Source organism: Oceanobacillus sp. FSL K6-2867 (assembly GCF_037963145.1).
Lineage (GTDB): Bacteria > Bacillota > Bacilli > Bacillales > Amphibacillaceae > Oceanobacillus.
In genome coordinates, this window is sequence record NZ_CP150144.1 from 4,287,332 (window position 1) to 4,308,601 (window position 21,270).

The 21,270-nt window shown below is 36.3% G+C and carries 23 protein-coding genes; 15 read left to right on the forward strand and 8 right to left on the reverse strand.

All coding sequences use genetic code 11. The features are described 5' to 3' along the window. The first annotated feature begins 10 nt into the window (after window positions 1-10). The 9 genes from NSQ77_RS20855 (at window position 11) to NSQ77_RS20895 (ending at window position 4,898) form a co-directional block, all read left to right on the forward strand. Window positions 11-499 (forward strand): dihydrofolate reductase, encoded by a 489-nt coding sequence (locus NSQ77_RS20855; RefSeq protein WP_339228016.1) that lies wholly within the window; start codon window positions 11-13, stop codon window positions 497-499. Between the two features lie 108 nt (window positions 500-607). Further along, window positions 608-820, forward strand: coding sequence for a twin-arginine translocase TatA/TatE family subunit (tatA, locus tag NSQ77_RS20860; RefSeq protein WP_339228017.1), 213 nt, complete (start codon window positions 608-610; stop codon window positions 818-820). An 18-nt stretch (window positions 821-838) separates the two neighbouring features. Beyond that, complete coding sequence (gene tatA, locus NSQ77_RS20865) at window positions 839-1,021, forward strand: twin-arginine translocase TatA/TatE family subunit (protein ID WP_339228018.1); 183 nt, start codon at window positions 839-841, stop codon at window positions 1,019-1,021. Window positions 1,022-1,095: 74 nt separating this feature from the next. Further along, complete coding sequence (gene tatC / locus NSQ77_RS20870) at window positions 1,096-1,863, forward strand: twin-arginine translocase subunit TatC (RefSeq protein ID WP_339228019.1); 768 nt, start codon at window positions 1,096-1,098, stop codon at window positions 1,861-1,863. Window positions 1,864-1,874: 11 nt separating this feature from the next. Further along, window positions 1,875-2,090: a YozE family protein gene (locus NSQ77_RS20875; RefSeq protein ID WP_339228020.1), complete on the forward strand. Its 216-nt coding sequence runs from the start codon at window positions 1,875-1,877 to the stop codon at window positions 2,088-2,090. A gap of 299 nt (window positions 2,091-2,389) precedes the next feature. Then, window positions 2,390-2,806, forward strand: coding sequence for a VrrA/YqfQ family protein (gene vrrA, locus NSQ77_RS20880; protein WP_339228021.1), 417 nt, complete (start codon window positions 2,390-2,392; stop codon window positions 2,804-2,806). 147 nt (window positions 2,807-2,953) lie between these two features. After that, window positions 2,954-3,913 (forward strand): peptide-methionine (S)-S-oxide reductase MsrA, encoded by a 960-nt coding sequence (gene msrA / locus NSQ77_RS20885; RefSeq protein WP_339228022.1) that lies wholly within the window; start codon window positions 2,954-2,956, stop codon window positions 3,911-3,913. A gap of 40 nt (window positions 3,914-3,953) precedes the next feature. Further along, a complete protein-coding gene (locus tag NSQ77_RS20890) occupies window positions 3,954-4,163 on the forward strand; it encodes a DUF6501 family protein (RefSeq protein WP_339228023.1) in 210 nt (69 codons plus the stop codon). A gap of 174 nt (window positions 4,164-4,337) precedes the next feature. Continuing rightward, complete coding sequence (locus NSQ77_RS20895) at window positions 4,338-4,898, forward strand: histidine phosphatase family protein (RefSeq protein ID WP_339228024.1); 561 nt, start codon at window positions 4,338-4,340, stop codon at window positions 4,896-4,898. On the opposite strand, the gene NSQ77_RS20900 is transcribed toward NSQ77_RS20895, so the two are convergent. After that, window positions 4,893-6,083, reverse strand: coding sequence for a M14 family metallopeptidase (locus NSQ77_RS20900; protein WP_339228025.1), 1,191 nt, complete (start codon window positions 6,081-6,083; stop codon window positions 4,893-4,895). The two genes, NSQ77_RS20895 and NSQ77_RS20900, sit on opposite strands and share 6 nt — an antisense overlap. 142 nt (window positions 6,084-6,225) lie before the next feature. Here NSQ77_RS20900 and NSQ77_RS20905 point away from each other — a divergent pair, with 142 nt between their 5' ends. Together NSQ77_RS20905 and NSQ77_RS20910 are read left to right on the forward strand one after the other, a co-directional pair. Then, the gene (locus NSQ77_RS20905) at window positions 6,226-6,465 is read left to right on the forward strand and encodes a ferredoxin family protein (RefSeq protein ID WP_339228026.1); all 240 of its coding nucleotides are present in this window, start codon (window positions 6,226-6,228) and stop codon (window positions 6,463-6,465) included. 156 nt (window positions 6,466-6,621) lie between these two features. Beyond that, on the forward strand, window positions 6,622-8,148 hold the full coding sequence (locus tag NSQ77_RS20910) for an FAD-dependent oxidoreductase (protein WP_339228027.1): 1,527 nt from the start codon (window positions 6,622-6,624) through the stop codon (window positions 8,146-8,148). A gap of 62 nt (window positions 8,149-8,210) precedes the next feature. Here NSQ77_RS20910 and NSQ77_RS20915 read toward each other — a convergent pair whose 3' ends face one another. Further along, window positions 8,211-9,098: a LysR family transcriptional regulator gene (locus NSQ77_RS20915; RefSeq protein WP_339228028.1), complete on the reverse strand. Its 888-nt coding sequence runs from the start codon at window positions 9,096-9,098 to the stop codon at window positions 8,211-8,213. A 96-nt stretch (window positions 9,099-9,194) separates the two neighbouring features. Between NSQ77_RS20915 and NSQ77_RS20920 the strand changes: the two genes are divergently transcribed. Further along, the gene (locus NSQ77_RS20920; protein ID WP_339228029.1) at window positions 9,195-10,259 is read left to right on the forward strand and encodes a citrate/2-methylcitrate synthase; all 1,065 of its coding nucleotides are present in this window, start codon (window positions 9,195-9,197) and stop codon (window positions 10,257-10,259) included. Window positions 10,260-11,284: 1,025 nt separating this feature from the next. Here NSQ77_RS20920 and NSQ77_RS20925 read toward each other — a convergent pair. After that, entirely contained in the window at window positions 11,285-12,415 is a 1,131-nt protein-coding gene (locus NSQ77_RS20925) for an NADH:flavin oxidoreductase (RefSeq protein ID WP_339228030.1), read from the reverse strand. 48 nt (window positions 12,416-12,463) lie between these two features. Further along, window positions 12,464-13,111, reverse strand: coding sequence for a DsbA family oxidoreductase (locus tag NSQ77_RS20930; protein ID WP_339228031.1), 648 nt, complete (start codon window positions 13,109-13,111; stop codon window positions 12,464-12,466). Window positions 13,112-13,370: 259 nt separating this feature from the next. Here NSQ77_RS20930 and NSQ77_RS20935 point away from each other — a divergent pair, with 259 nt between their 5' ends. The 3 genes from NSQ77_RS20935 (at window position 13,371) to NSQ77_RS20945 (ending at window position 16,248) form a co-directional block, all read left to right on the forward strand. Further along, on the forward strand, window positions 13,371-14,225 hold the full coding sequence (locus NSQ77_RS20935; RefSeq protein ID WP_339228032.1) for a LysR family transcriptional regulator: 855 nt from the start codon (window positions 13,371-13,373) through the stop codon (window positions 14,223-14,225). A gap of 236 nt (window positions 14,226-14,461) precedes the next feature. Continuing rightward, window positions 14,462-15,016 (forward strand): TetR/AcrR family transcriptional regulator, encoded by a 555-nt coding sequence (locus NSQ77_RS20940; protein ID WP_339228033.1) that lies wholly within the window; start codon window positions 14,462-14,464, stop codon window positions 15,014-15,016. 62 nt (window positions 15,017-15,078) lie between these two features. Further along, window positions 15,079-16,248 (forward strand): MFS transporter, encoded by a 1,170-nt coding sequence (locus tag NSQ77_RS20945; RefSeq protein WP_339228034.1) that lies wholly within the window; start codon window positions 15,079-15,081, stop codon window positions 16,246-16,248. A 233-nt stretch (window positions 16,249-16,481) separates the two neighbouring features. Here NSQ77_RS20945 and NSQ77_RS20950 read toward each other — a convergent pair whose 3' ends face one another. The 4 genes from NSQ77_RS20950 to NSQ77_RS20965 form a co-directional block, all read right to left on the reverse strand. Further along, window positions 16,482-17,204 (reverse strand): glucose 1-dehydrogenase, encoded by a 723-nt coding sequence (locus tag NSQ77_RS20950; protein WP_339228035.1) that lies wholly within the window; start codon window positions 17,202-17,204, stop codon window positions 16,482-16,484. Between the two features lie 76 nt (window positions 17,205-17,280). Beyond that, the gene (locus NSQ77_RS20955) at window positions 17,281-18,564 is read right to left on the reverse strand and encodes an MFS transporter (protein ID WP_339228036.1); all 1,284 of its coding nucleotides are present in this window, start codon (window positions 18,562-18,564) and stop codon (window positions 17,281-17,283) included. 175 nt (window positions 18,565-18,739) lie between these two features. Next, the gene (locus NSQ77_RS20960; RefSeq protein WP_339228037.1) at window positions 18,740-20,023 is read right to left on the reverse strand and encodes an ArgE/DapE family deacylase; all 1,284 of its coding nucleotides are present in this window, start codon (window positions 20,021-20,023) and stop codon (window positions 18,740-18,742) included. A 273-nt stretch (window positions 20,024-20,296) separates the two neighbouring features. Further along, window positions 20,297-21,196 (reverse strand): carbon-nitrogen hydrolase family protein, encoded by a 900-nt coding sequence (locus tag NSQ77_RS20965; RefSeq protein WP_339228038.1) that lies wholly within the window; start codon window positions 21,194-21,196, stop codon window positions 20,297-20,299. Between the last annotated feature and the right edge of the window lie 74 nt (window positions 21,197-21,270).

Sequence of the window (21,270 nt, forward strand, 5' to 3'; positions counted from 1 at the left end):
AGGGACAGATATGATATCATTATTACTCGCAATGGATCGCAATCATGTTATTGGACTTAACAATGAATTGCCTTGGCATCTTCCTAAGGATTTACGCTTTTTTAAAGAAAAGACAACTGGTAATACTATTATTATGGGAAGAAAAACATACGATTCGATGGGGGGAGCGTTACCCAATCGTGAGAATGTCGTATTAACGAAATCAAAAAATAATTTCCCGAACCATGTTAAGGTAATTGACCAGTTACAGAAAGTAGTTGAATGGAATACGGATAATCCAGATAAAGAGTATTTCATTATTGGCGGCGGCAATATTTTTAACCAAGTAATTGATCTAGCGGATCGAATGTATATAACTTGGATTGATGAAGATTTTGAAGGAGATACATTTTTCCCAAAATTTTCGGACGATGAATGGGAATTAACATCGAAAGTTAAAGGTGAGAGAAACGAAACAAATTCTTATGACTATTATTTCCTGCAGTACGATAGAAAATAGAAGAGCTTGTTTAATAATGGATAAAGATGTAAGATATAGATAGAATTTGCTGTATTCCAAAATCAGCTGATTATAAAATTTAAATTTTAGCATAGAGAAGGTGTACACATGTTAGCAAATATCGGGGTGCCTGGGTTAATATTGATTGTTTTACTTGCATTGATTGTATTCGGTCCTAAGAAACTCCCAGAAATTGGCAAAGCTGCTGGGCAGACGCTACGTGAATTTAAAAACTCTACTCGCCATCTGACAGAAGATGCGAAAGGGGAAATAAATGAAGTAAAGGCAATTGTATATGACGATAGCAAAGAAACTAAATAAATTTCGAGGTGATGCAAAATGTTAGGTAACATTGGAATTCCTGGTTTAATTCTAATCCTTATTGTTGCATTAATCGTGTTTGGACCGTCTAAATTACCTGAAATCGGCAGGGCGTTTGGAAACTCTCTACGTGAATTTAAGAATGCTACACAGGGCATTGTAAGTGATAAAGAAAATAAAAACCAAGATAAAAACAGTTAATAGATTGGTAATGGAGGTGTAGGGACTATTCCTTACATCTTCTTTTGTGCTATACATGGCAGGGAGTGATTTTAATGACAGAAGATCCGCGGCAATTAAATGATGATAAGGATATGAATTTAGTTGGTCACTTATCCGAATTAAGAAATAGGCTCATAATAACGGCTGTTTTCTTCATTATTTTTTTTATTGTTGGGTTTATATTTGTAGAAGATATTTATTCTTTTTTTCGAAAAGATATAGATTTAGAATTAACTGTAATTAGTCCGACTGAAATTGTCTGGATATATTTTTCGATGGCAGGACTTGTTGCAATCGTTGCAACGATTCCAGTTCTTTCCTATGAAATTTGGGCATTTATAAAGCCTGGATTAACACCATATGAGCGCAAAGCTTCTTTATCTTATATTCCAGCTTTATTTTTACTTTTTATTGGCGGATTAGTATTTGGTTATATTGTATTTGTTAAACTGATTATGCCGTTTTTACTTTCATTAAATGATGGTATGTTTAATGTCATGTTTACGGTCGATCGGTATTTCAAATTTTTATTGCGCGTTACACTGCCATTTGCGATGCTATTTGAATTACCGCTGATTACAATGTTCTTAACGACTCTAGGTATCCTTACTCCTGATTTTCTATCTAAAAACAGAAAATATGCCTATTTTATTTTAATTATAATTGGTGTATTAATTACACCACCAGATTTCGTTTTACAACTTGTTGTGGCTGTCCCATTAATCATTTTATATGAAATCAGTATTTATATGTCCAGAATCGTTTATCGAAAGAAGCTACGAAAACATGAAGCATATATGCAAGAAAACAATATTTCGTAATGGGGGATTGAATGCGTTCTTTTTATCATTTCTTATTGACCTATCGTGGAAAAACAAAACCAGACAATAAATCAAGGCTTGCAGACTGGGCTTTTAAAGATCATAATTTTCCTAAACAAGCAACAGATTATAATGAGGTTAGTGATTATTTAGAATGGAACAGCCCCTTTTCAGATGCGGTAAAAGTCTTTGATGAATTGTGGGAGATATATCAATCTGATCACTAGTTAAATTAATATATTTCTTTTTTGGCAGTCCCTAGAAAATTTCTAGGGCTTTTTCCTTTTAAAAATTAAACAAACGTTTGATCAATTATTAAAAATATGCTGCAGGAATGGATAAGATGCGTGAATATCTTGCAATTTATGACATGTTTTTTGTAATTAGTGTAATAAATAATAGTGATTTTTGTTAATTCATGCGGTTTCCCAGGAAATATTATGCGAGAAGATATATTGCCTACACATGTTATGGTTGCTATACGTAAACTAATCACAGAGGATTTTATGTTGAAAGGGGAAAGCCTATGTTACTTCCATCAAGACAACAAAGACAGTTTAATCGGCCATTCATGCAAAGATCATTACCACGCAGTATTCATCCTAGCCAAATGAAACCAAGTAATATTCAAGGAAATGGAGTTATGAACGGTATTTCAAAGACGCTGGACGGGGTGCAGCAGGTTTTAAACATGGTTCAGACAAGTGCCCCGATTGTACAGGAATATGGACCGATGATAAAAAATCTTCCAGCAATGTATCGAATGATAAAGGTTTTTAAGGAATTAGAAGCAAGCGATAGCAAGGAAAATGCTGAAGAGACATCCAATCTTAAGACTAAGCCAACTGAAAATGAACCAACCGTTTCACCAAAAAAGGTGACAAAAACGACTGCCAGACGTTCTTCTGCAAATGATGTTCCAAAACCCAAACTATTCATATAAGATTTTAAGTCGCTCCACTTGATTTTTCTCCATAAAAAAGGAAAAATAAAGATAGGCTATTCCATTCGGATAATCTGACAAAATAGATTTCTCAATCGAACAGACAAGGGTTTAATAATAGCGAATAAATATAGTGGAGGAATTTACATGTCTACAAATTTAGAGTTAGCTACATTTGCAGGTGGATGTTTCTGGTGTATGGTAGAACCTTTCGATCAACGTCCTGGGATCGAAAGCGTAATTTCTGGTTATACCGGAGGACGTGTTGAAAACCCAACATATGAACAGGTGTGCACGAATACTACAGGTCATGTAGAAGCAGTACAAATAACCTTTAATCCAGATTATATGCCCTATGAGGAGCTAGTAAACACATTCTGGCAGCAAATCGATCCAACTGATGCAGGAGGTCAATTTAATGATAGGGGAGAGTCCTATCAAACAGCAATCTTCTATCATAACGAATCACAAAAGCAGATTGCAGAGAAATCAAAGCAAAAATTAGAAGCAAGTGGAAAATTCACTAAACCGATTGCTACGCAAATTCTTCCTGCTAAACCTTTCTACCGTGCAGAGGATAGTCATCAGGATTATTACAAAAAACAATCATTCCATTACCGGTTATATAAAAAGGGATCAGGCAGAGAAGATTTTATCAAAGATAATTGGCAGGAGAAGTACGATAAAACAGAGTTAAAGAAAAAATTAACGCCAATCCAGTACCATGTTACACAGGAGAATGGGACTGAACGCCCTTTTCAAAATGAATACTGGGCTAATAACAAGGAAGGCATTTATGTTGATCTTGTTTCTGGAAAACCTCTTTTTTCCTCACTGGATCAATATGATGCTGGCTGTGGCTGGCCAAGCTTTACAAAGCCGATCGATGCGTATCAATTAAAAGAAAAGATAGATAATACACATGGAATGATTCGCACGGAGATCAGGAGTAACAGTTCAGATTCTCATTTAGGACATGTATTTGAGGATGGCCCAACGGAAGCAGGGGGATTACGTTATTGTATGAATTCTGCTGCAATGCATTTTATTCCGAAAGAAGAAATGGCTGATAAAGGCTATGGAGAATATTTATATCTTTTTGATTAACCATAAAAATATTATGTAAACTAGAAAGCGGGAATTGATTATGATTCATTTAAATTGGGAAAATAGAGAAACAATGAAACAAATTGAGTGTGTTCATGCGGATGCTAAAAAATTTATTGTGCATCATAAGCTTACACCAGGGAAAATTTATGACGTAAAAAATGAAACGGATGAATTTTACTTTATCATTGATAACAGTAATCGGATGGCAGGCTTTAAAAAGGATTATTTTATAGGGGTAAAGAATTAAAAAATAACAGGTGTCTTCCTGTTATTTTTTTGTTCATTATATTTTCATTAAATTTTAGAATATATTGTTTTCTATTTCACCATTTGATGCTATAATTTATCTACTTATTTGCAACCTTGCCAAGCATGGAAGAATTAATAGTGAACCATACGAACTCAGGAGGATTGATCAAACATGAAAAAAATTTATTTTGTTAGGCATTGTTCCGCTCACGGTCAACATAAAGATTCTCCATTAACTAATGAAGGAATTAAACAAGCAAGAGAGCTGGCCGTATATTTTAATGAGCTGCCGATCACGTTTGATCTTATTCTTACCAGTCCTTATTTAAGAGCTATTGAAAGTATTAAGCCATTTGCAGAATTAACTGGTTCAACGATTGAGATTGATGAACGTTTAAAAGAACGTATTCTAAGCGATGAACCTGTTGAAGATTGGATGGACGGGCTGGAACAATCATTTTTGAATGAAGATTTTGCATTGCCAGGTGGGGAGTCTGCTAGAAATCTATTACATCGATGTAATGGTGTTTTAAAGCCTCTTTTTAAAGATCCTTCTATTAAACATGCAATTATTGTCAGTCATGGTAATTTATTATCACATGTTTTTCATCAGTTTGACGAACGCTTTGGCTTCAATCAATGGAAAGAATTAAGAAATCCAGATATCTATTTGTTACAGCTTGATGGTTCTAACAGTAAGCTGGACTGCGTTTGGAAGCTGAATGAATTATAAATATAAATTTGCGAGCATTATTCCTAAGCTATCTTCATAAATTTCCTGAAATTGTTCGATTGGCAATGGATTGACACCTTCTCCAAGCTCTACTGTAAAGCCTGGCCTGCGAAACTCTTGAATAAACCAATCTTTGTAGCCGGCATAGCTATCAACATATTGAATGGGTGTATAGCCACTGACTCTTTCATATTCATCCACAATTTCTGCTGATTCGGGTGGCTCCAATCCTTCAAATCCCCAAAAAATAACTTTGCCCTGTGTATGAAAAGCATTCATTCTTATAAAGTTCCTATCCTCAGCTAAATTTGCCATTGCAATTGCTTCTGGTTCTGTTAATGGAGCTGTTCCCGGAAAATCCCTAGGCTGTGGAGTTGTTGGTTTTCTTTCTGCCTCAATTTCCCATAAAGCAGGAAATTGATTATTTAAATCTACCCCATTAATATTTGCTTTCCAACCTGAAAAATCTTCATTTTGCTGATTAATTGCTAAAACGGATTCACTAAAATCTCCGGCTGCAGACGCACCGTTAATTACGATATTTACTCCATCTGGGTTTACCATTGGCACAACTGATAGCTGTTTTGCTTGATACATTGGTAATGTTGCAAACTCTCTAATGGGAAGCCCATTTGTAAGCGACAAAGCATATTCATTAACAAATCGCATGATAATTGGAGTAGTAATCCATTCATTTGCATGAAACGACCCATTTAGGTTAACTTCAGTTGGACCAGCACCAATTTGCAGTTCCGTAATATTTTTTCCCATTACGGAGTTGCCGATGGTTCTTTGCATAATAAATGGGTAAATGGAAAGTAGTTCATTTATGTCGGCTACCATTTTTTCATACGTGTAATTTGTTATATCGTCAATTACAAATTCCGTTACTCTATGGGGCATATAAATAGATTGGCCAACCTGTAGCTGTGAATGACTAATCAGCGGGTTTAATAATTCTATCATATCTAACGGTATGTTATTCTCAATTGCTAGTGACCAAAATGTATCATTTGCTTTAATTGTATAATTTTCTCGTGTATAGCCAGGTATTTTAATTTCTTGCTCAACCTGAAGTTGTAAGGCATTTATTCCAGGATTAGACGTTTCGATTAAGATTATCGGAAGATTAAATAATTGGCTGTAGTACCAAAGCGAATCACCTGAACGTACAGTAATTTCCATTACTTTTCTCCTTTCCATTATGAATATTACATCATATGTTGCATGAAAAGAATGATGAATCTTTTATTTTTTTAAGATAATGCGTTATAATAGTTAAATACATGTAATATTTCATCATTGGGTACGAAGGAGGAGATTTGATTTGGCTTTTGTTATTACATCACCATGCAAAACGGAAAAAGCAGGAGAGTGTGTTGAAGTATGTCCTGTTGATTGTATAGAAGAAGGCGAAGATATGTTTTACATTGACCCTGATATTTGCATCGATTGCGGAGCATGCGAGGCCGTTTGTCCGGTAGAAGCAATTTTTATCGAAGACGAAGTTCCTGAAGAGGAAACTCCATATATTGCATTAAACCGCTCATTTTTTGAAGGCAGATAATAGAGCAAAAAGCCGCTTACTATTAAGGTAGGCGGCTTTTTTAATTATAATACTATAATAATCGAGCTGCTTATATACAATGTTGGATAATAGCGCACATAAATTTCGCTGGATTGGTAATAATGAAGCTATCTAAACAGATAGGAGAGAGGCAGATTGGTTAAACCATCATTACCACAATTTCCCGAACCTATATGGCGTGAAAATTTAGCATTACCGACATTTCCAAAATTAAATGAATCCATTAAAACAGATGTAGCCATTATTGGAGGAGGTATCACAGGAATAACTGCAGCATATTTACTATCAAAACAGAATCTTAAAGTTGCATTACTTGACGCAGGATCAATTTTAAATGGGACTACTGGCCATACTACTGCAAAAATAACAGCACAGCATGGTCTGATTTATGATGAATTAATTCAACATTTTGGCTTGGAAAAAGCTTCCCTTTATTATCACGCAGCTGAAGAAGCAAAACAGTTTATTGAAGAGGTAGTCAGGAAGAAAGGGATAGAATGCAGTCTTCTTACAGAGGATGCTTATCTGTACACAAACGACAACACGTATTTGGAAAAATTGGAAAAAGAAAAGAGTGCTTATGACAAAATAAAAATAAGCAGTAAATTAATGAATACAATACCACTTAATATTCCAGTAAAAGCTGCTCTCGTTATGCAGGCACAAGCACAATTCCATCCATTAAACTATTTAAAAGCATTAGTAGAAGAGAGCTTGCAGGAATCTGCAAATGTTTATGAAAATACAACAGCTGTAGATATTGAATATAATAAGCACCCTAGCGTTATAACAAGGGATGGACATCGAGTTACTTGCCGATATGTTATAGTTGCTTCTCATTTTCCTTTCTATGACCGGGAAAGCTTTTATTTCACCCGCATGTACTCTGAAAGATCATACCTCATTGCAGGAAAGTCGCCAAATAAATTTCCAGGAGGTATGTATATTAACGCAGAATCTCCAACAAGATCCATTAGATCTGTAAAACTTCATGATGATCAGGAATTTTTGCTCATTGGGGGAGAAAATCATAAAACAGGTCAAGGAAAATCTACGTTTAGCCATTATGAAGCATTGCAAAAATTTGCAAACGTACATTTTCAGCTTGATAAAATTGATTATAGATGGTCAGCACAAGACTTAACGACCTTGGATAAAGTGCCGTATATCGGACCAACTCTGAAAGATGAGAATGCAGTACTTGTTGCTACAGGATTTCGCAAATGGGGAATGACGAATGGTACGATTGCAGCTAAGATACTGTCAGATACCGTCTTGCGTAAAGAAAATCCATATACAGACCTATTTAAACCATCAAGGTTTCAAGCAGATCCCGCTGTGAAGAAATTTATGCAAGTAAATGCCGATGTAGCAAAGCATTTGCTGAAAGGAAAGCTGGAATTTACTGAGGATACGGTTAAAGATCTTAAGCCTGATGATGCAACAGTTACCAGGATTGACGGTAATCGTGTTGGTGTTTATAAGGATGAGAATAGCAAACTCCATATGGTGGATACAACTTGTACACATTTAGGCTGTGAAGTAGAATGGAATTCTGGCGAACGCTCATGGGATTGCCCTTGCCATGGATCACGTTTTTCTTATAAAGGCGAGGTTTTAGACGGCCCGGCTAAAAAGCCTTTAAAACGAATTGAAAATTAAAACAAATGAAAAACATGCTTAGTATTAGCATGTTTTTCATTTGTTTCTAACTATGTTTGTTTCTAACTATAATGGTAATTTGTAATAAAATGAACAAATTCTTTTTCTATTGGCAGTCCATGCTTGCAAATAATATACATACTGGACAAAGGAACATTTATAAAATCGATTGGAACTTCCAAAATTCTTCCTTCCATTAATTCACGTTTAATTATTGACTTCGGTAAAAAACTAATACCAATACCTTCCATAACAAAACGTTTTGTAGCATGTGTTTGATTTACCTTCATCATCCGTAATGCAGGGATGCACTGTTTGAGCTGTTCTTTTAAATCCTTCCAATAACTTGGATGATTATCCGTAAATAAAATATGATTTTCCAATAATTCCTTCGCATCGATTACAGGCCCAATCTCCAAATCATATCCATCATGGTTGCATACAAGGCTAACAGGTTCTTCATGAAATTTGATTGATTGAACGTTTGATAATCCAGGAATGCAGGAGAGTCCTATATCAACCTCTCCAGTTTCTATTAATGAAGAAATTTCAATTGATTCAACAACTTGTATCGATACTTCTACATACGGATTATTATCAATATACGTTCGTAATATGCTCGGTAAGATAGTTTCTGTAAACATGGGGGAAATAGCAATACGAATTGTTCGCTGATATCCTTGCTTATATCGATTAATAGCTTCCATGCTCTTATTCATCTGAGACAGAATTACTTGAGCTTCCTGATAAAAAAATCTGCCAAATTCGGTTAGTTGGACATTTCTGCCGTGTTTTACAAATAGTTTCTCACCAAGTTCTTTCTCTAATAATTTCATTTTCGACGTGATTGCAGGCTGAGTCATGTATAATTTCTCGGCAACTACTCTAAAATTTTCAACTTCTGCAGCCATTAGAAACGTTTGCAGTGTTCGTTGGTCGATTGTAATCACCTCATTAATAAAAATTATTTATTATTATACTAAAAAAATTAAAATTTTAATAATGATTTGATTCAATTATAATTAAATGAGAAAGGGGAGGGTTACGTGTATTATCCAGGTCTAAAAGGAATTACAGCTGTAGAAACAAATTTAAGCAATATTGATGGAGCAAATGGAGTTCTAACGTATCGAGGAACTCCAATCCAAGAACTTGCAGAAAATTATTCCTATGAGGAAATAGCATATTACTTGTTCTATGGAGATTTTCCAACTACAGATGAATTGCAGCTGTTCCAGACAGAATTGCGTGATCATAGAGAATTGCCTCCTTATATGAGGAATATACTATCTAACATTCCTATGGAGCAATCGATAATGGATGTGTTACGAACAACCATTTCAGCGATTTCAACAAAAGGCGATGCGGAAAATACAGCTATAAAATTAATCGCTGTTATCCCAACAATTATCGCGAATCGTTACCGAATGATGAAAAATTTAAATGTAATTGAACCAAATCCAAGATTAAACCATGTAGAGAATTTCATTTATATGTTAACAGGTGAGACAAATACTGCTAATGCAAGAATACTTGAAGCATATTTGATCATGACAATGGAGCATGGATTAAATGCATCCACGTTTACAGCTAGAGTAACAATTTCTACAGAAAGTGATCTCGTTTCAGCAATTACAAGTGCCATTGGAACAATGAAAGGTCCATTACATGGTGGAGCACCATCTGGAGTAATTGATTTATTGGAGGAAATTTCTACAAAAGACCGAATAAGTGAAGTGATTCACAATAAATTAAAAAACAAAGAAAGAATTATGGGATTTGGTCACAGGGTTTACAAGACTGTAGATCCACGTGCCGAGGCATTAAAACAAATTATTTACAAACTGAAAACGTCACCAGAATGGATTGAACTAGCCGTTGAAACAGAGAAAGTAACGATTGATATATTACAAGAAGTAAAACCAGATCATAAATTATATACAAATGTAGAATATTACGCTGCAGCAATAATGAAATCACTTGAATTAGATCCAGAGTTATTTACAGCGATTTTTAGTTCAAGTCGAATTGTCGGTTGGTGTGCACATGCAATTGAACAGAAAAATAACAATGTGATTTTTAGACCAAATGCAACATACGTAGGAAAATAAAAAATAAAAAATTACACTATAATTATTAAATTTTTATAGTGTAATTTTTTATTTTGTCTCAATATCACGAGTATACTTATATTATGAGACAAAAATAACTGCTCCGTAATTAACTTCCTATAATATATATTATGTAAACTAGGATTAATTTAAATAATTATTAGGATTTTCATGACCTCTTATGTTCAACTATTTTTGTGAATATATCTTCAGCACGTTACTTAATTATTTGGATTGTTTATGTTCTCGTAAATCCCCCTTCGTTCATAACTTTCCTTTCCGTACTTAGTTTAAAAAATATTAATTGCCAGCTATAAAAATCGAGTGAAATTATTACAACATACGTGTCTTGTCTTATTCAAAATCAAATTGGGAAACAAAAATAAGATCCCTGTCTAAAATCTTTGTTCAAGTATTGTATGCTTGAGTAACGGCATATTATAAGACGTTTTAGCTGATATCACTAACTCGGGGAAAAATATTACATAAAATTCATTGCTAAAAAGCAACTCTCCCTTCTTCTTTTCATTGCGCCATTTACGCCATAACATCGAAAGACTGATGCTGCAAGAAAACAAAGATAATTATCTCTCTTCAAGGCGAAGAATCTCATTTCCGTTTTCTAATTTATGATTTTGCCATTTCTTTTCATTTGTAATCCTTCTTGTGCTCTTCACTGTTCAAGTGGAAGGATTGTAAGCGCAAAGTAAACTTGTCCCGCGTTCTGAAGAATCTCTTCTTTTATAGAGCTTAATACTTAAGATTAAGCTTAATCTTAACAGAATAATTTTCCTTATTTCTTTCCCTCTTTAACCCTTCCACTAAATCTCTCTTATAGCTTCTTTATCTTTTAATCTGTACATCTGACTTTATGCCGTGCTTCTGAGCATTTATTTTGCTAGAAAAACACCTCAAAAGTTTTGACCTTAACTTTTGAGGTGCAATACATATTAAGAGAAATATTAAACGCCAACCAACCTATACTTCATTCATAATATATAGCATAGAAACCAGCTTTTTTATACTTACACTTCAAATTCTTTAATTTTGGCGTTTGGACTTAATACTTTTTCCGCTACAAATTCATCTGTTTGTTCTCCATTTTTCACTTTATTTACCCAATCATGGTTAGCAAGTGCTCCCCGACCTAAAGTGATAATATCTGCTTCACCTTTTTCTATCATCTCTTTTGCTTTTTCTGAATCATGTAGGCTTCCGTTTGCGATAACAGGTAATTTGCTATACTTTTTGGCTAACGCAGCAAGAGTTGGCCCCCCATCAGAAGCTGGATCTGTTGCGTTTGTACCTTCATTTTCAGGGAATGCAGGCTGCCATGCTTCATATTCTGTTACATGAATAAAATCTAGTCCTGCTTGTCCTAACTGCCCAAAAATAATTTCAGCATCTTTTTCTTTGTTGACCCACTTATGATAAAAGTCATTTATTTTACCTTGAGAAATTCTAATACAGACTGGATACTCTTTACCGACTGCTTCACGCACAGATTTTGAAACTTCCACCAATAAACGAACTCGATTTTCTGCAGAGCCTCCATATTCATCCGTTCTTTTATTTGTATAATCTGTCAAAAACTGATCAAGGATATATCCATTGGCACCATGAATTTCAATTCCGTCAAAACCAGCTTCTTTTGCATTTTTCGCTGCCTTAGCAAATCCTTCAATTACTTCTGCAATATCCTCTTTGGTTGCTTCTTTCGGTAATTTGAACGTTCCTTTCCCTCCATAAATTTCCATTTGCTGTCCTTTTGGCTGAACAGCGGATGGTGCTAATGCATCATTTACAAATCGGTTCCCTTGGGATAAAGCGCCTGCGTGCATCAATTGAGCAAATATTTTTCCACCCTCTTGATGAACAGCATCTGTAACCTTCTCCCATGCTTTTATTTGTTCGTCGTCTATGATTCCAGGTTGATCAAAATATCCTTGACTAAACGTATTATCTGGATAAATTCCCTCGGTTATAATTAAACCAAATCCTCCTCGAGCAAATTTCGCATAATAATCAACCATTAGGTCAGTCGCTACTCCTTGTGGTGTAGCGCTTGTTCGTGTCATTGGGGAAAGTCCCACCCGATTGTCTAATTTTATATTGCCTAAAGTTACCGGTTCAAATAGTACATCTTTATTTGCCATTATGAAAACACCTTCCGTATCTATATATATAATTTTTTATTTTATTAATTAACAGCCATCAATCCCGCAAACCATGCCTTCCATTGATATATCAGGCTTTTGTTTATTCAACTCTTCATTGATTATTTGTTCAAAATCCTCTTTGGAACGCATTCCTCTGATCGTTGTACCTCCAATTTCAAAGGTAGGTACGGCCGTAATGTTCGCTTCCTCATAAGCATGTTTTAGTGCTTCCTGATGTGCTTGTTTGTATTTTCTAGTGGTTACAGCCTCGCGATATTCCTGTTCATCCAATCCTATTTCACCAGCTAATTTGGTTAGTACATCAATGTTTCCGATGTCTTGTTCTTCCTGGAAAAAAGCTCGAAACATCCGGTTATTGTATGCATTGCCTTTGCCTTGTTCCCTGGCATATTGATAACCTTCAAACGCTAAGTGCGTATGAGGCTGAGGTGATACGCTTGGAAGAACAATGTCAATTCCCATACGTTCAGCCATTGGATAAACAGACTGTTTCCATGTACTCTGTAAATAGTCTCCTTCTGGTTTGAATTGTTCATTTGGATATGGACGCAATTCAAACGGCATCCATTCCACTTCTATATCTTTTCCTTGTATCGCTTCTTCCAATGGTTTTTCCGCTAGAAAACAAAACGGACATATATAATCAGAATAAACCTTTACCTTTATCGTCATGGCTAGGAACCTCCTATATGCTATATTTTCCTGCAAGGGGAATTTCATTACGATTTTATTGTAACTATATGTTTTAGTTTTGTAAAATAGATGTTTCCGAACTGTCGATTCAATAAAAATGAACTGAAGAGCTTTTTTTTCATGGATATTTTTACATACCTTCTAGAATGAGCGTATTGCATTCCGCTTTTCAATTCATTAAGATGAATACAAACGAACGATAAATTTACTAGTATTGCACGAAGGAGTGTAAATATATATGGAGCTTCGTCATCTTATAACACTTAAGACGATTGTAGAAAAAGGGGGATTTAAAAAGGCTGCGGAACATCTAGGCTATGCCCAATCTTCCGTTACCACTCACATTAAAGAATTAGAAGAAGAGATTGGAAAGCCTTTATTTGATCGACTAGGAAGAAAAGTCGTATTAACCCATTATGGGGAGCAATTTCTTCCATCTGCTATAAAAATTATTGAATTATATTCGCAAGCGTTAAATACAGATGATGAACCAACAGGTGATCTTATCATTGGTATATCGGAATCACTGACAATCGATCGTGTTCCGCCTATTCTTCTGGAGTATAAGAAATCTTACCCGAAAGTTAATCTCTCCCTCCGATCGATCGATACGTACAATGTTGTATCAAATCTGCAAAATGGCGACATCGATTTAGCATTAGTTTTAGAAAAAGATGCTTGGTCACAGCCTGAGATTCATTGTGAAAAATTGAAAAAAGAAAGAATGGTGTTGATTCGTCCGCCAGAGGAGAAGGTAAACAATGAAACAGTCCTTTACACGGAACGATTATGTAGCTATAAATCGGTATTTGAGGAGTATATAAAGTTTAAGCAAATGGATGTTAAGGAAAGTTTAGACTTTCAAAGTATTGAAGCGATAAAGCAATGTGTCAGGAGCGGTTTAGGAATTTCCATGGTACCTTACTTTTCAGTCAAGGAAGAATTAGAAAGCAGTAAATTAAAAGGAGAAGAAGTGCCACCAGAACATCCAACTATTTCTACATTTCTTGCGTATCACAAAGATAAATGGCTTTCTCCATCCATGAGGATGATGATCTCTTTGACAAGAAGCCATGCTGAAAATTGGGTCTGATGTTTCTAAAAATGATTATCTCGTGAGCAAAAGGCGCATGAAAATTGATAATTGCCGCCCACTTCTCCACCTGCTGTTTGCGGCCAAACGTTATATTGCTAATAGGAACTGATGGACGTAGAGTATCTGTAATTAAACGGTATTTTGTTCAGATTAAAAAAGTTGACGATTAGTTCAGGCGGTTGATAAGCTGGCATTAGAAAGGTCGTTCTATCTAAAGGAAAGAAGTGAATAATATGAGTCAATCTATAAAAAAAGATACATTACTTGAAGTAGCTGAAAGTTTATTTTATGAGCATGGTTTCCGTGGTGTAGGGCTAAAGCAAATTATCAGTGAAGCGAATGTAGCAACGATGACACTTTATAATCATTTTCTTTCTGAGGACAAATTGGTAGAAGAAGTACTTAGACGGCGTGAAGAACGTTACTGGTCGTATTTAGATGCACATGTAGAAAAGGATTCTGATTCCCCCTTTATTCTTGCTGTTAAAGCTCACGGCTGCTGGCTAGAGGAACAATCCTGCAAAGGTGATATGTTTTTAAGGGCAATGGAAGATTATGCAGGAACAGATAATGAAATTGAAACCATTGCAAGAGGATACAAAATGAGATTGCTTAAATATCTTCAGCAATTGGCTCAGAGAAAAGGTAAAGATAACGAAAGAGATTTAGCTAACCAACTTACATTACTGCTTGAAGGCACTACTTCCTTGACGACATTAATTGGTGCAGAGAAAGCAACGGAATATTCTATTGCGATGGCGAAGACACTTGTCCAAAACACATCGTAATTTTTTTATTTATAAAATAAAAAGATCGTTCTATTTAATTTATAAAAGTTAGGATGCATACAATGAATTTTTCGAGGCTGGTTTTACCTGGAGTAGCTATGATTGCTGTCACTTATGGATTGGCAAGGTTTAGTTTTGGATTGCTTCTCCCTGAGATAAATGAATCGCTTGAAATGTCTGAATTTATGTCGGGGATAATATCTTCTTTATTTTATTTAGCCTATTGTTTCACTATCATTTTATCCATTGTAATTACTACAAAAAAAGGACCAAGAAAAATGATTATTCTAGCTGGTGTGTCAGCTTTTACTGGATTACTGTTGATGTCTGTAACCCCAAATGGATGGCTGCTGGCATTAGGGGTGTTATTTGCTGGAGGAAGTACAGGACTGGCATCTCCCCCTTTTGGCGCAGCAATATCACTTTGGATTAAAGGGGATATGCAAGGAAAAGCGAATACATGGATTAATTCAGGAACAAGTCTTGGCATAGTCCTTACTGGATTAGGGGCGATTTTATTAACGTCGAACTGGAGACTCTCGTATTTACTCTATGCTATTTTTGCACTCTTGGTATTGTTGTGGAATATCCGAGCTATCCCTAAAGTAGGAGGAATTAAAACTAAAAATATTAGGTTTGAAAAAGGAGATTTCACTATACGTGGAATAAACGGTGCCTTATCTTTGATCTTAGCGTCTCTTTTCCTGGGGATTTCTACCGCAGCCTTTTGGACATTTTCCAGATCTTTTATCGAGCTGTCCGGGAATTATAATGATTGGCAGCTTTCTGGATTTTGGGTCATCATAGGTTTATTTGGAGTGCTGGGTGGATTTTCCGGTTCCCTAATTGAAAAAAGAGGACTCTCTTTCGCTTATAAATTAGGGAGTATGTCGGTTGCTTCAGCTTCGATCATTCTATCTATTGCCTCTGAAAATTGGTTCTTGTCTTACTTATCTGCTGGAATTTTTGGTTGCTCATATATATTTATAAGTGGGGTTCTCCTTGTTTGGGGGATTCGTGTATTTATTAAAAATGCATCATTAGGTATTGGCGTTCCATTTTTACTTCTGGCTCTGGGGCAAGTAATGGGTTCAATGCTTGCTGGATGGTTTATTGGAACTTGGGGATATGTTGCATCTTTTATATTTTTTGGATTATTTGGTATGGTGGCTACCTTTGTAAGCCCAGAAAAAGATAAAAAAGAGATTAAATTGAAACAAGAAAATTATTAGAACTACACACCTTATAAAGATTATCTTGAAAATGTGTGCTAACGCGAGGATATGATGGTTCATTGGAGGTGAAAAACCCTGCTCACAGTCAAGATAGGCTGTGCTGATAATGATCAACCTATCTATTTTCATTTCAAGATAAAGCAACCATAGAAAAGATTTGATTTGAAACTTTTTTACAACAATAAAATCCCCTCAATAAATGAATGATGAGGGGATAAAAAAATTATAAATTATTGGGCAGTAAATCCACCATCTACAACAAATTCTGATCCGGTTGAGAACGTTGATTCATCCGAAATTAAATATAAGACTAGATTTGAAACTTCTTCAGGTTCTGCGATTCGCCCCAATGGAGTGGCTTTTATAACAGAATCAAATAATTGTATATTTGTACTTATTACACCGGGATGAACGGAATTAACTCGTATATTATAGTCAGCAAACTCAAGTGCAGCAGTCTTAGTCATTCCAGTTACTGCAAACTTTGTTGCACTATAAGAAATATCATTTGCAGTTCCAACTAAACCAGAAGTTGAAGAGATATTTACTATGGATCCACCCTTCGTTTTTTTCATAGACTTCACTATCGATTGCATACCCTTAAAAACACTATATTGGTTAACGCCAATGACATTGTAAAATTCTTCATCCGTCAATTCCTCCAACGGTTTAAGCGGTCCAACTATCCCAGCATTATTTACAAGTCCAGTTATTGGTCCAAATTTATTCTCCGCTTTATTAACCACAACTTCCCAATCATCTTTATTAGCTACATTATGTTTAACAAAGAGTGCATTTTCACCAAGTTCTTCTGCCACTTCTTGACCCTTCTCTTCATTAATATCAGTTAATACAAGTTTCGCTCCTTCTTTTACAAATAGCCTTGCATGTGCTTCTCCCATACCGCTAGCTGCTCCTGTTATAACGACTACTTTCCCAGATAATCTACTCATTATTTGTTCCTCCATTACTAAATGAATTTGTTAATCTCTAAAGGGGCAATTAATTTCCCATGTATCCCATGTAGAATCAAGAGTTTACAGCAATCTTGGTGTCGGATTCTGTAAGTGTAAATTCCTTTATGACAGCCATATACAATATAGCGGCTATTACTCCAAATATCCCACTTATAACAAAAGCGATATTGTAGCTGTTTGTCATTTGAACTAAAACTCCGGTTACTATTGGGGCAAGAATACCAGCAAATTGACCAACAAAGTTTTGAAAGCCAGCGACACCAGCAACCGCGCTTTTTGGTGTAATATCGGCAACAGCAGCCCAAACATTAGCTCCCAAGGTACCAATAGCAAACATTGCGCAAGACATCAATGCCAAAGCTACAACATTACTGGTGATGTAGGGTGCCGGGATGATAAATACAGCCATCATCAGCATTGCTAAAGTCAACGTGTATTTACGAGCTTTTAACGGCGCATATCCTTTTCGGTTGATTAGAAAATCAGAAAAAGCACCACCCAAAATAGCCCCGAAAAACATAGCTAAATAAGGTGCTATTGAAGAAAAGCCGGCATTTAATAAAATCATATTTCTTACACTCACCAAGTAGGTAGGTAACCAGGTCAGCATCATATACATTAAATAATTCGTTGTGAACAGGCCAAAACATAAAACCCAGATTTCTTTATATTTCAATGCATGATACCAACGAAAGTCTGTCGAAATTTTACCTTGTTTTGGTTGTCCAGCACGAATAAAATCCAGTTCTTCCTTATTAACACCTTTATGATCTTCAGGCTTTTCTTTAAAAAATACAGCCCATATAACAGCCATTAATATTCCAAGAGCACCACAAATAATAAATGCATTACGCCATCCATATGTCGTAATAATCCAAGCAATACCAACACTCAAAAACCCCATCCCTACAGCCATTGCTGAAGTCATCATAGAGTTGGCTTTTCCTCTTTCAGATGAAGGCATCCATTCCGAAATGATACGGGTATTAGCTGGAAATGCAGGGGATTCCCCTAGCCCCATAAGCACTCTTGAACCTATCATAAATCCAAAAGTGCGGGAAAGACCTGTAAGAACTGTGGCTAAAGACCATACGATAAGGGAACCAAAATAGGTAATTTTAGTGCCTATTTTATCTGCTATTAATCCACCAGGGATATTCCCTAGACTGTAGGACCAAAAGAAAGCAGACGCTAAAACACCAAATTGTACATTAGTTATCCCTATATCCTCCATGATAGCAGGGCCTGCTAAACCTAATACTGTCCTGTCGACATAGTTAATGACCGTTGCAAAAAACACAAATATCATCATCATCCATCTTTTATTGGTTTTCATTTATATATTCACCCTTTCTTCTAATTTGGGTACTTTTGTGTTAGATTGTTGTTTTATTTATAACTTTAAAAACATCAGCACCAAACCCGCCGCTGCTCATATAAACCAGAGAAAGTAGTAGAATGAAATCGATAGGTCTTCCGTATCAAAAGTCAGGTTAATTACTTTCTTATTCCTAATCTGCCAACCCACAGTAATGCAGAAGAAACCGAGTCGTTGCCTTACAATGAGTGGTAAGGTCTTTCAGAGAAACCCATTCATCGACGCTATGCGCCTGATCAATATTGCCTGGTCCATAGACTACAGATGAAATTCCAGAAGTATAGTACCAACCAGCGTCTGTAATGGCACCTCTTCCACCTAAGATTGCTTTTCTGCCCGTTGTTTCAATGGATTCACGCAGGATATGAACAGGCTCAGAATCCACATCAACATCACAAGGAGCAAATTCAACAGGAAATTCTGCCGGCCCCCATTCGACTTTGGGGGGATTCTCACGTAACCATGCATCCACGGAAGCAGAACGCTGAATATGTTCCTCAATCTCACGAATAACATTAGCCTTTTTCTCGTTAGGAAGATACGTCACAGTAATGTATGCGTCACAACGATTGGGCAGGATGAAGGAATTGGATCCACCTTCCATCCGGAACACATTGATATTGCATGCTCCAGGCGGTACCAGTTCATGAGTCTTAAAGACCGCCCATTGACGCTCTAAATCAGTCAGCGCAGGAATAATACGCTGCGACATCTTTTCAACGCAGTTACCTCCACTTTTCCCGCCACCGGCATTAATGGTGCTTTTTCTTGCCACAAGATGCAGCGTCTCAGGAGACTCGATAGTAATTTTGGCGGTCATTACTCCTATACTTGCGACAATGTTCTCTGCCTTAGAGGATTCGCCGACGATAGAAAAATCACCGCCGTATCCACGTTCAATTGCACTGCGCGTACCCGGCTCCCCAGCTTCCTCACCGATGACGCTATGCACCTCGACATTACCGTTGAGCTGGATACCATGCTCCTTGAGCAGTTTCAGTGAGAACAAGAAGGATGCCATCGCACTCTTCATATCGGAAGAGCCACGACCATACATACGTCCATTCTTTATTACGGGATCATAGGGATCATTACTCCAAGCTTCCAGCAGCTTATCTTCGCAAACGTCAATGTGGCTGTTAAGAGATACGGTCGGCCCATCCCCCTTGCCTTTAAGTTTTCCAACTACATTCGGGCGTCCTGGAAGCGCATCCCATCTATCGATCTCACAATCTAACTCCCGAAGCTGCTTTTCCACCCAGTCTTGTGCTTCAATCTCGTTTGCGCCGGGAGGATTTGGAGTACGAAATTGAATTAAGGATGCAAGCAAGTCAAATAATTCTTCCTTTCGGGAATCAATCGCTTTACTAAGCTCGTTTTCCTTTTGCTCAAGAACTTTTTTATTGTTATTTGTCATTTCGTATCCCTCCATAAATTATAATTGCTATAGGTAACATATACTGAACTATTCTTTCTGCCTTTTCTTTCTCAACCTCATCTACAACAAATTAATTTAAAATTATTAGAGGAGCTAAGATAGGTAATTCTATAATTGTTGACCAGAGAATAGGAATTCCATAACCTTTATGTCTGAAAGTGGTTCCCTGTCAAATGAACTGCGATTCTATCATTACCTATAGCTCCAGAATTGCAGGGTCGAGACCGCAATACTTGTTAAACGCCTGCAATGTTATGATGATGTTATGGTCGTATTATTCATAGACTTATAAGGCTCATATTTCGTATAAACGTCCTCACGACGAGTTCGGTCAAAGAAGGTTGTTGCTGCACCTGTCTTTCGATTCTCATAAAGCTCGTCGATTTCCACTGTACCTGTAATTACCATTTCCTTATTCGTCTCTGCTTCGGCTATGACGCCATTTGCTGGCCAAGCAGAATCGCAAGGACTTAGTATGGATGAATGCCCGTAACCATTAGGTAATGGATCTCCGGGTTCACCCACTGTTGGACAGTGAACAAAATAGACCTGGTTTTCAATAGCCCGTGCTTGCGCACAATGACGCACACGCCAGAATCCCGCCTCGGTAAATGTATAGGAAGGACTGAAAATAATTTCAGCACCATTTTTACTTAGTATCCTTGAGATCTCAGGGATTTCTGATTCATAGCAAACCGCTAAGCCAATTTTTGCTGGACCTATCGAATAAACTTCGAGATTGTCTCCTTCTGATGTTTGCCAATTTGCTTCTGCAGGGAAAATATGTGTTTTTTTGTGCTCAACATAAGAGCCATCTTCGTCAAAGATATAAGCAATATTGAAGTATTTATCTTCTCGGCGTTCTAAATGCGAGCCTGCAATTATAATCTGTTTTCTATTTTTTGCAATACGGCTAAAAAGCTCTATATATTGTGGTGTATATTCATCGATTTTCACCAAATCATCCGCAGTCAATTGATCTGCATTTGGAAAACTTGCCAACAAACCAACCGTAAAAAGTTCAGGAAAAACAACATAATCCGAGTCAGGAGGAACTTGTTCGATTAATGCTTCGACCTGTTTTTGAAATGCTTCAAATGAAGATACTTTTTCCACACGAAATTGACAAGCGCTTATTTTAACTTCTCTCATTTTTATTCCTCCTATAGTATAAAATAATCTTTATTAAAAGGCTGCGGATATATTAATGACGCTTTCCCGCAACC

Excerpts from the sequence above, each read along its gene's own strand:
- NSQ77_RS20895 (WP_339228024.1), top strand. The coding sequence starts at position 4,338 with ATGAAAAAAATTTATTTTGTTAGGCATTGTTCCGCTCACGGTCAACAT.
- NSQ77_RS20945 (WP_339228034.1), top strand. The coding sequence starts at position 15,079 with ATGAATTTTTCGAGGCTGGTTTTACCTGGAGTAGCTATGATTGCTGTC.
- NSQ77_RS20875 (WP_339228020.1), top strand. The coding sequence starts at position 1,875 with ATGCGTTCTTTTTATCATTTCTTATTGACCTATCGTGGAAAAACAAAA.
- tatA (WP_339228018.1), top strand. The coding sequence starts at position 839 with ATGTTAGGTAACATTGGAATTCCTGGTTTAATTCTAATCCTTATTGTT.
- NSQ77_RS20950 (WP_339228035.1), bottom strand. The coding sequence starts at position 17,204 with ATGAGTAGATTATCTGGGAAAGTAGTCGTTATAACAGGAGCAGCTAGC.
- NSQ77_RS20925 (WP_339228030.1), bottom strand. The coding sequence starts at position 12,415 with ATGGCAAATAAAGATGTACTATTTGAACCGGTAACTTTAGGCAATATA.
- NSQ77_RS20890 (WP_339228023.1), top strand. The coding sequence starts at position 3,954 with ATGATTCATTTAAATTGGGAAAATAGAGAAACAATGAAACAAATTGAG.
- tatC (WP_339228019.1), top strand. The coding sequence starts at position 1,096 with ATGACAGAAGATCCGCGGCAATTAAATGATGATAAGGATATGAATTTA.
- NSQ77_RS20855 (WP_339228016.1), top strand. The coding sequence starts at position 11 with ATGATATCATTATTACTCGCAATGGATCGCAATCATGTTATTGGACTT.
- NSQ77_RS20965 (WP_339228038.1), bottom strand. The coding sequence starts at position 21,196 with ATGAGAGAAGTTAAAATAAGCGCTTGTCAATTTCGTGTGGAAAAAGTA.
- vrrA (WP_339228021.1), top strand. The coding sequence starts at position 2,390 with ATGTTACTTCCATCAAGACAACAAAGACAGTTTAATCGGCCATTCATG.
- NSQ77_RS20955 (WP_339228036.1), bottom strand. The coding sequence starts at position 18,564 with ATGAAAACCAATAAAAGATGGATGATGATGATATTTGTGTTTTTTGCA.
- NSQ77_RS20930 (WP_339228031.1), bottom strand. The coding sequence starts at position 13,111 with ATGACGATAAAGGTAAAGGTTTATTCTGATTATATATGTCCGTTTTGT.
- msrA (WP_339228022.1), top strand. The coding sequence starts at position 2,954 with ATGTCTACAAATTTAGAGTTAGCTACATTTGCAGGTGGATGTTTCTGG.
- NSQ77_RS20940 (WP_339228033.1), top strand. The coding sequence starts at position 14,462 with ATGAGTCAATCTATAAAAAAAGATACATTACTTGAAGTAGCTGAAAGT.
- NSQ77_RS20900 (WP_339228025.1), bottom strand. The coding sequence starts at position 6,083 with ATGGAAATTACTGTACGTTCAGGTGATTCGCTTTGGTACTACAGCCAA.
- NSQ77_RS20960 (WP_339228037.1), bottom strand. The coding sequence starts at position 20,023 with ATGACAAATAACAATAAAAAAGTTCTTGAGCAAAAGGAAAACGAGCTT.
- NSQ77_RS20935 (WP_339228032.1), top strand. The coding sequence starts at position 13,371 with ATGGAGCTTCGTCATCTTATAACACTTAAGACGATTGTAGAAAAAGGG.
- tatA (WP_339228017.1), top strand. The coding sequence starts at position 608 with ATGTTAGCAAATATCGGGGTGCCTGGGTTAATATTGATTGTTTTACTT.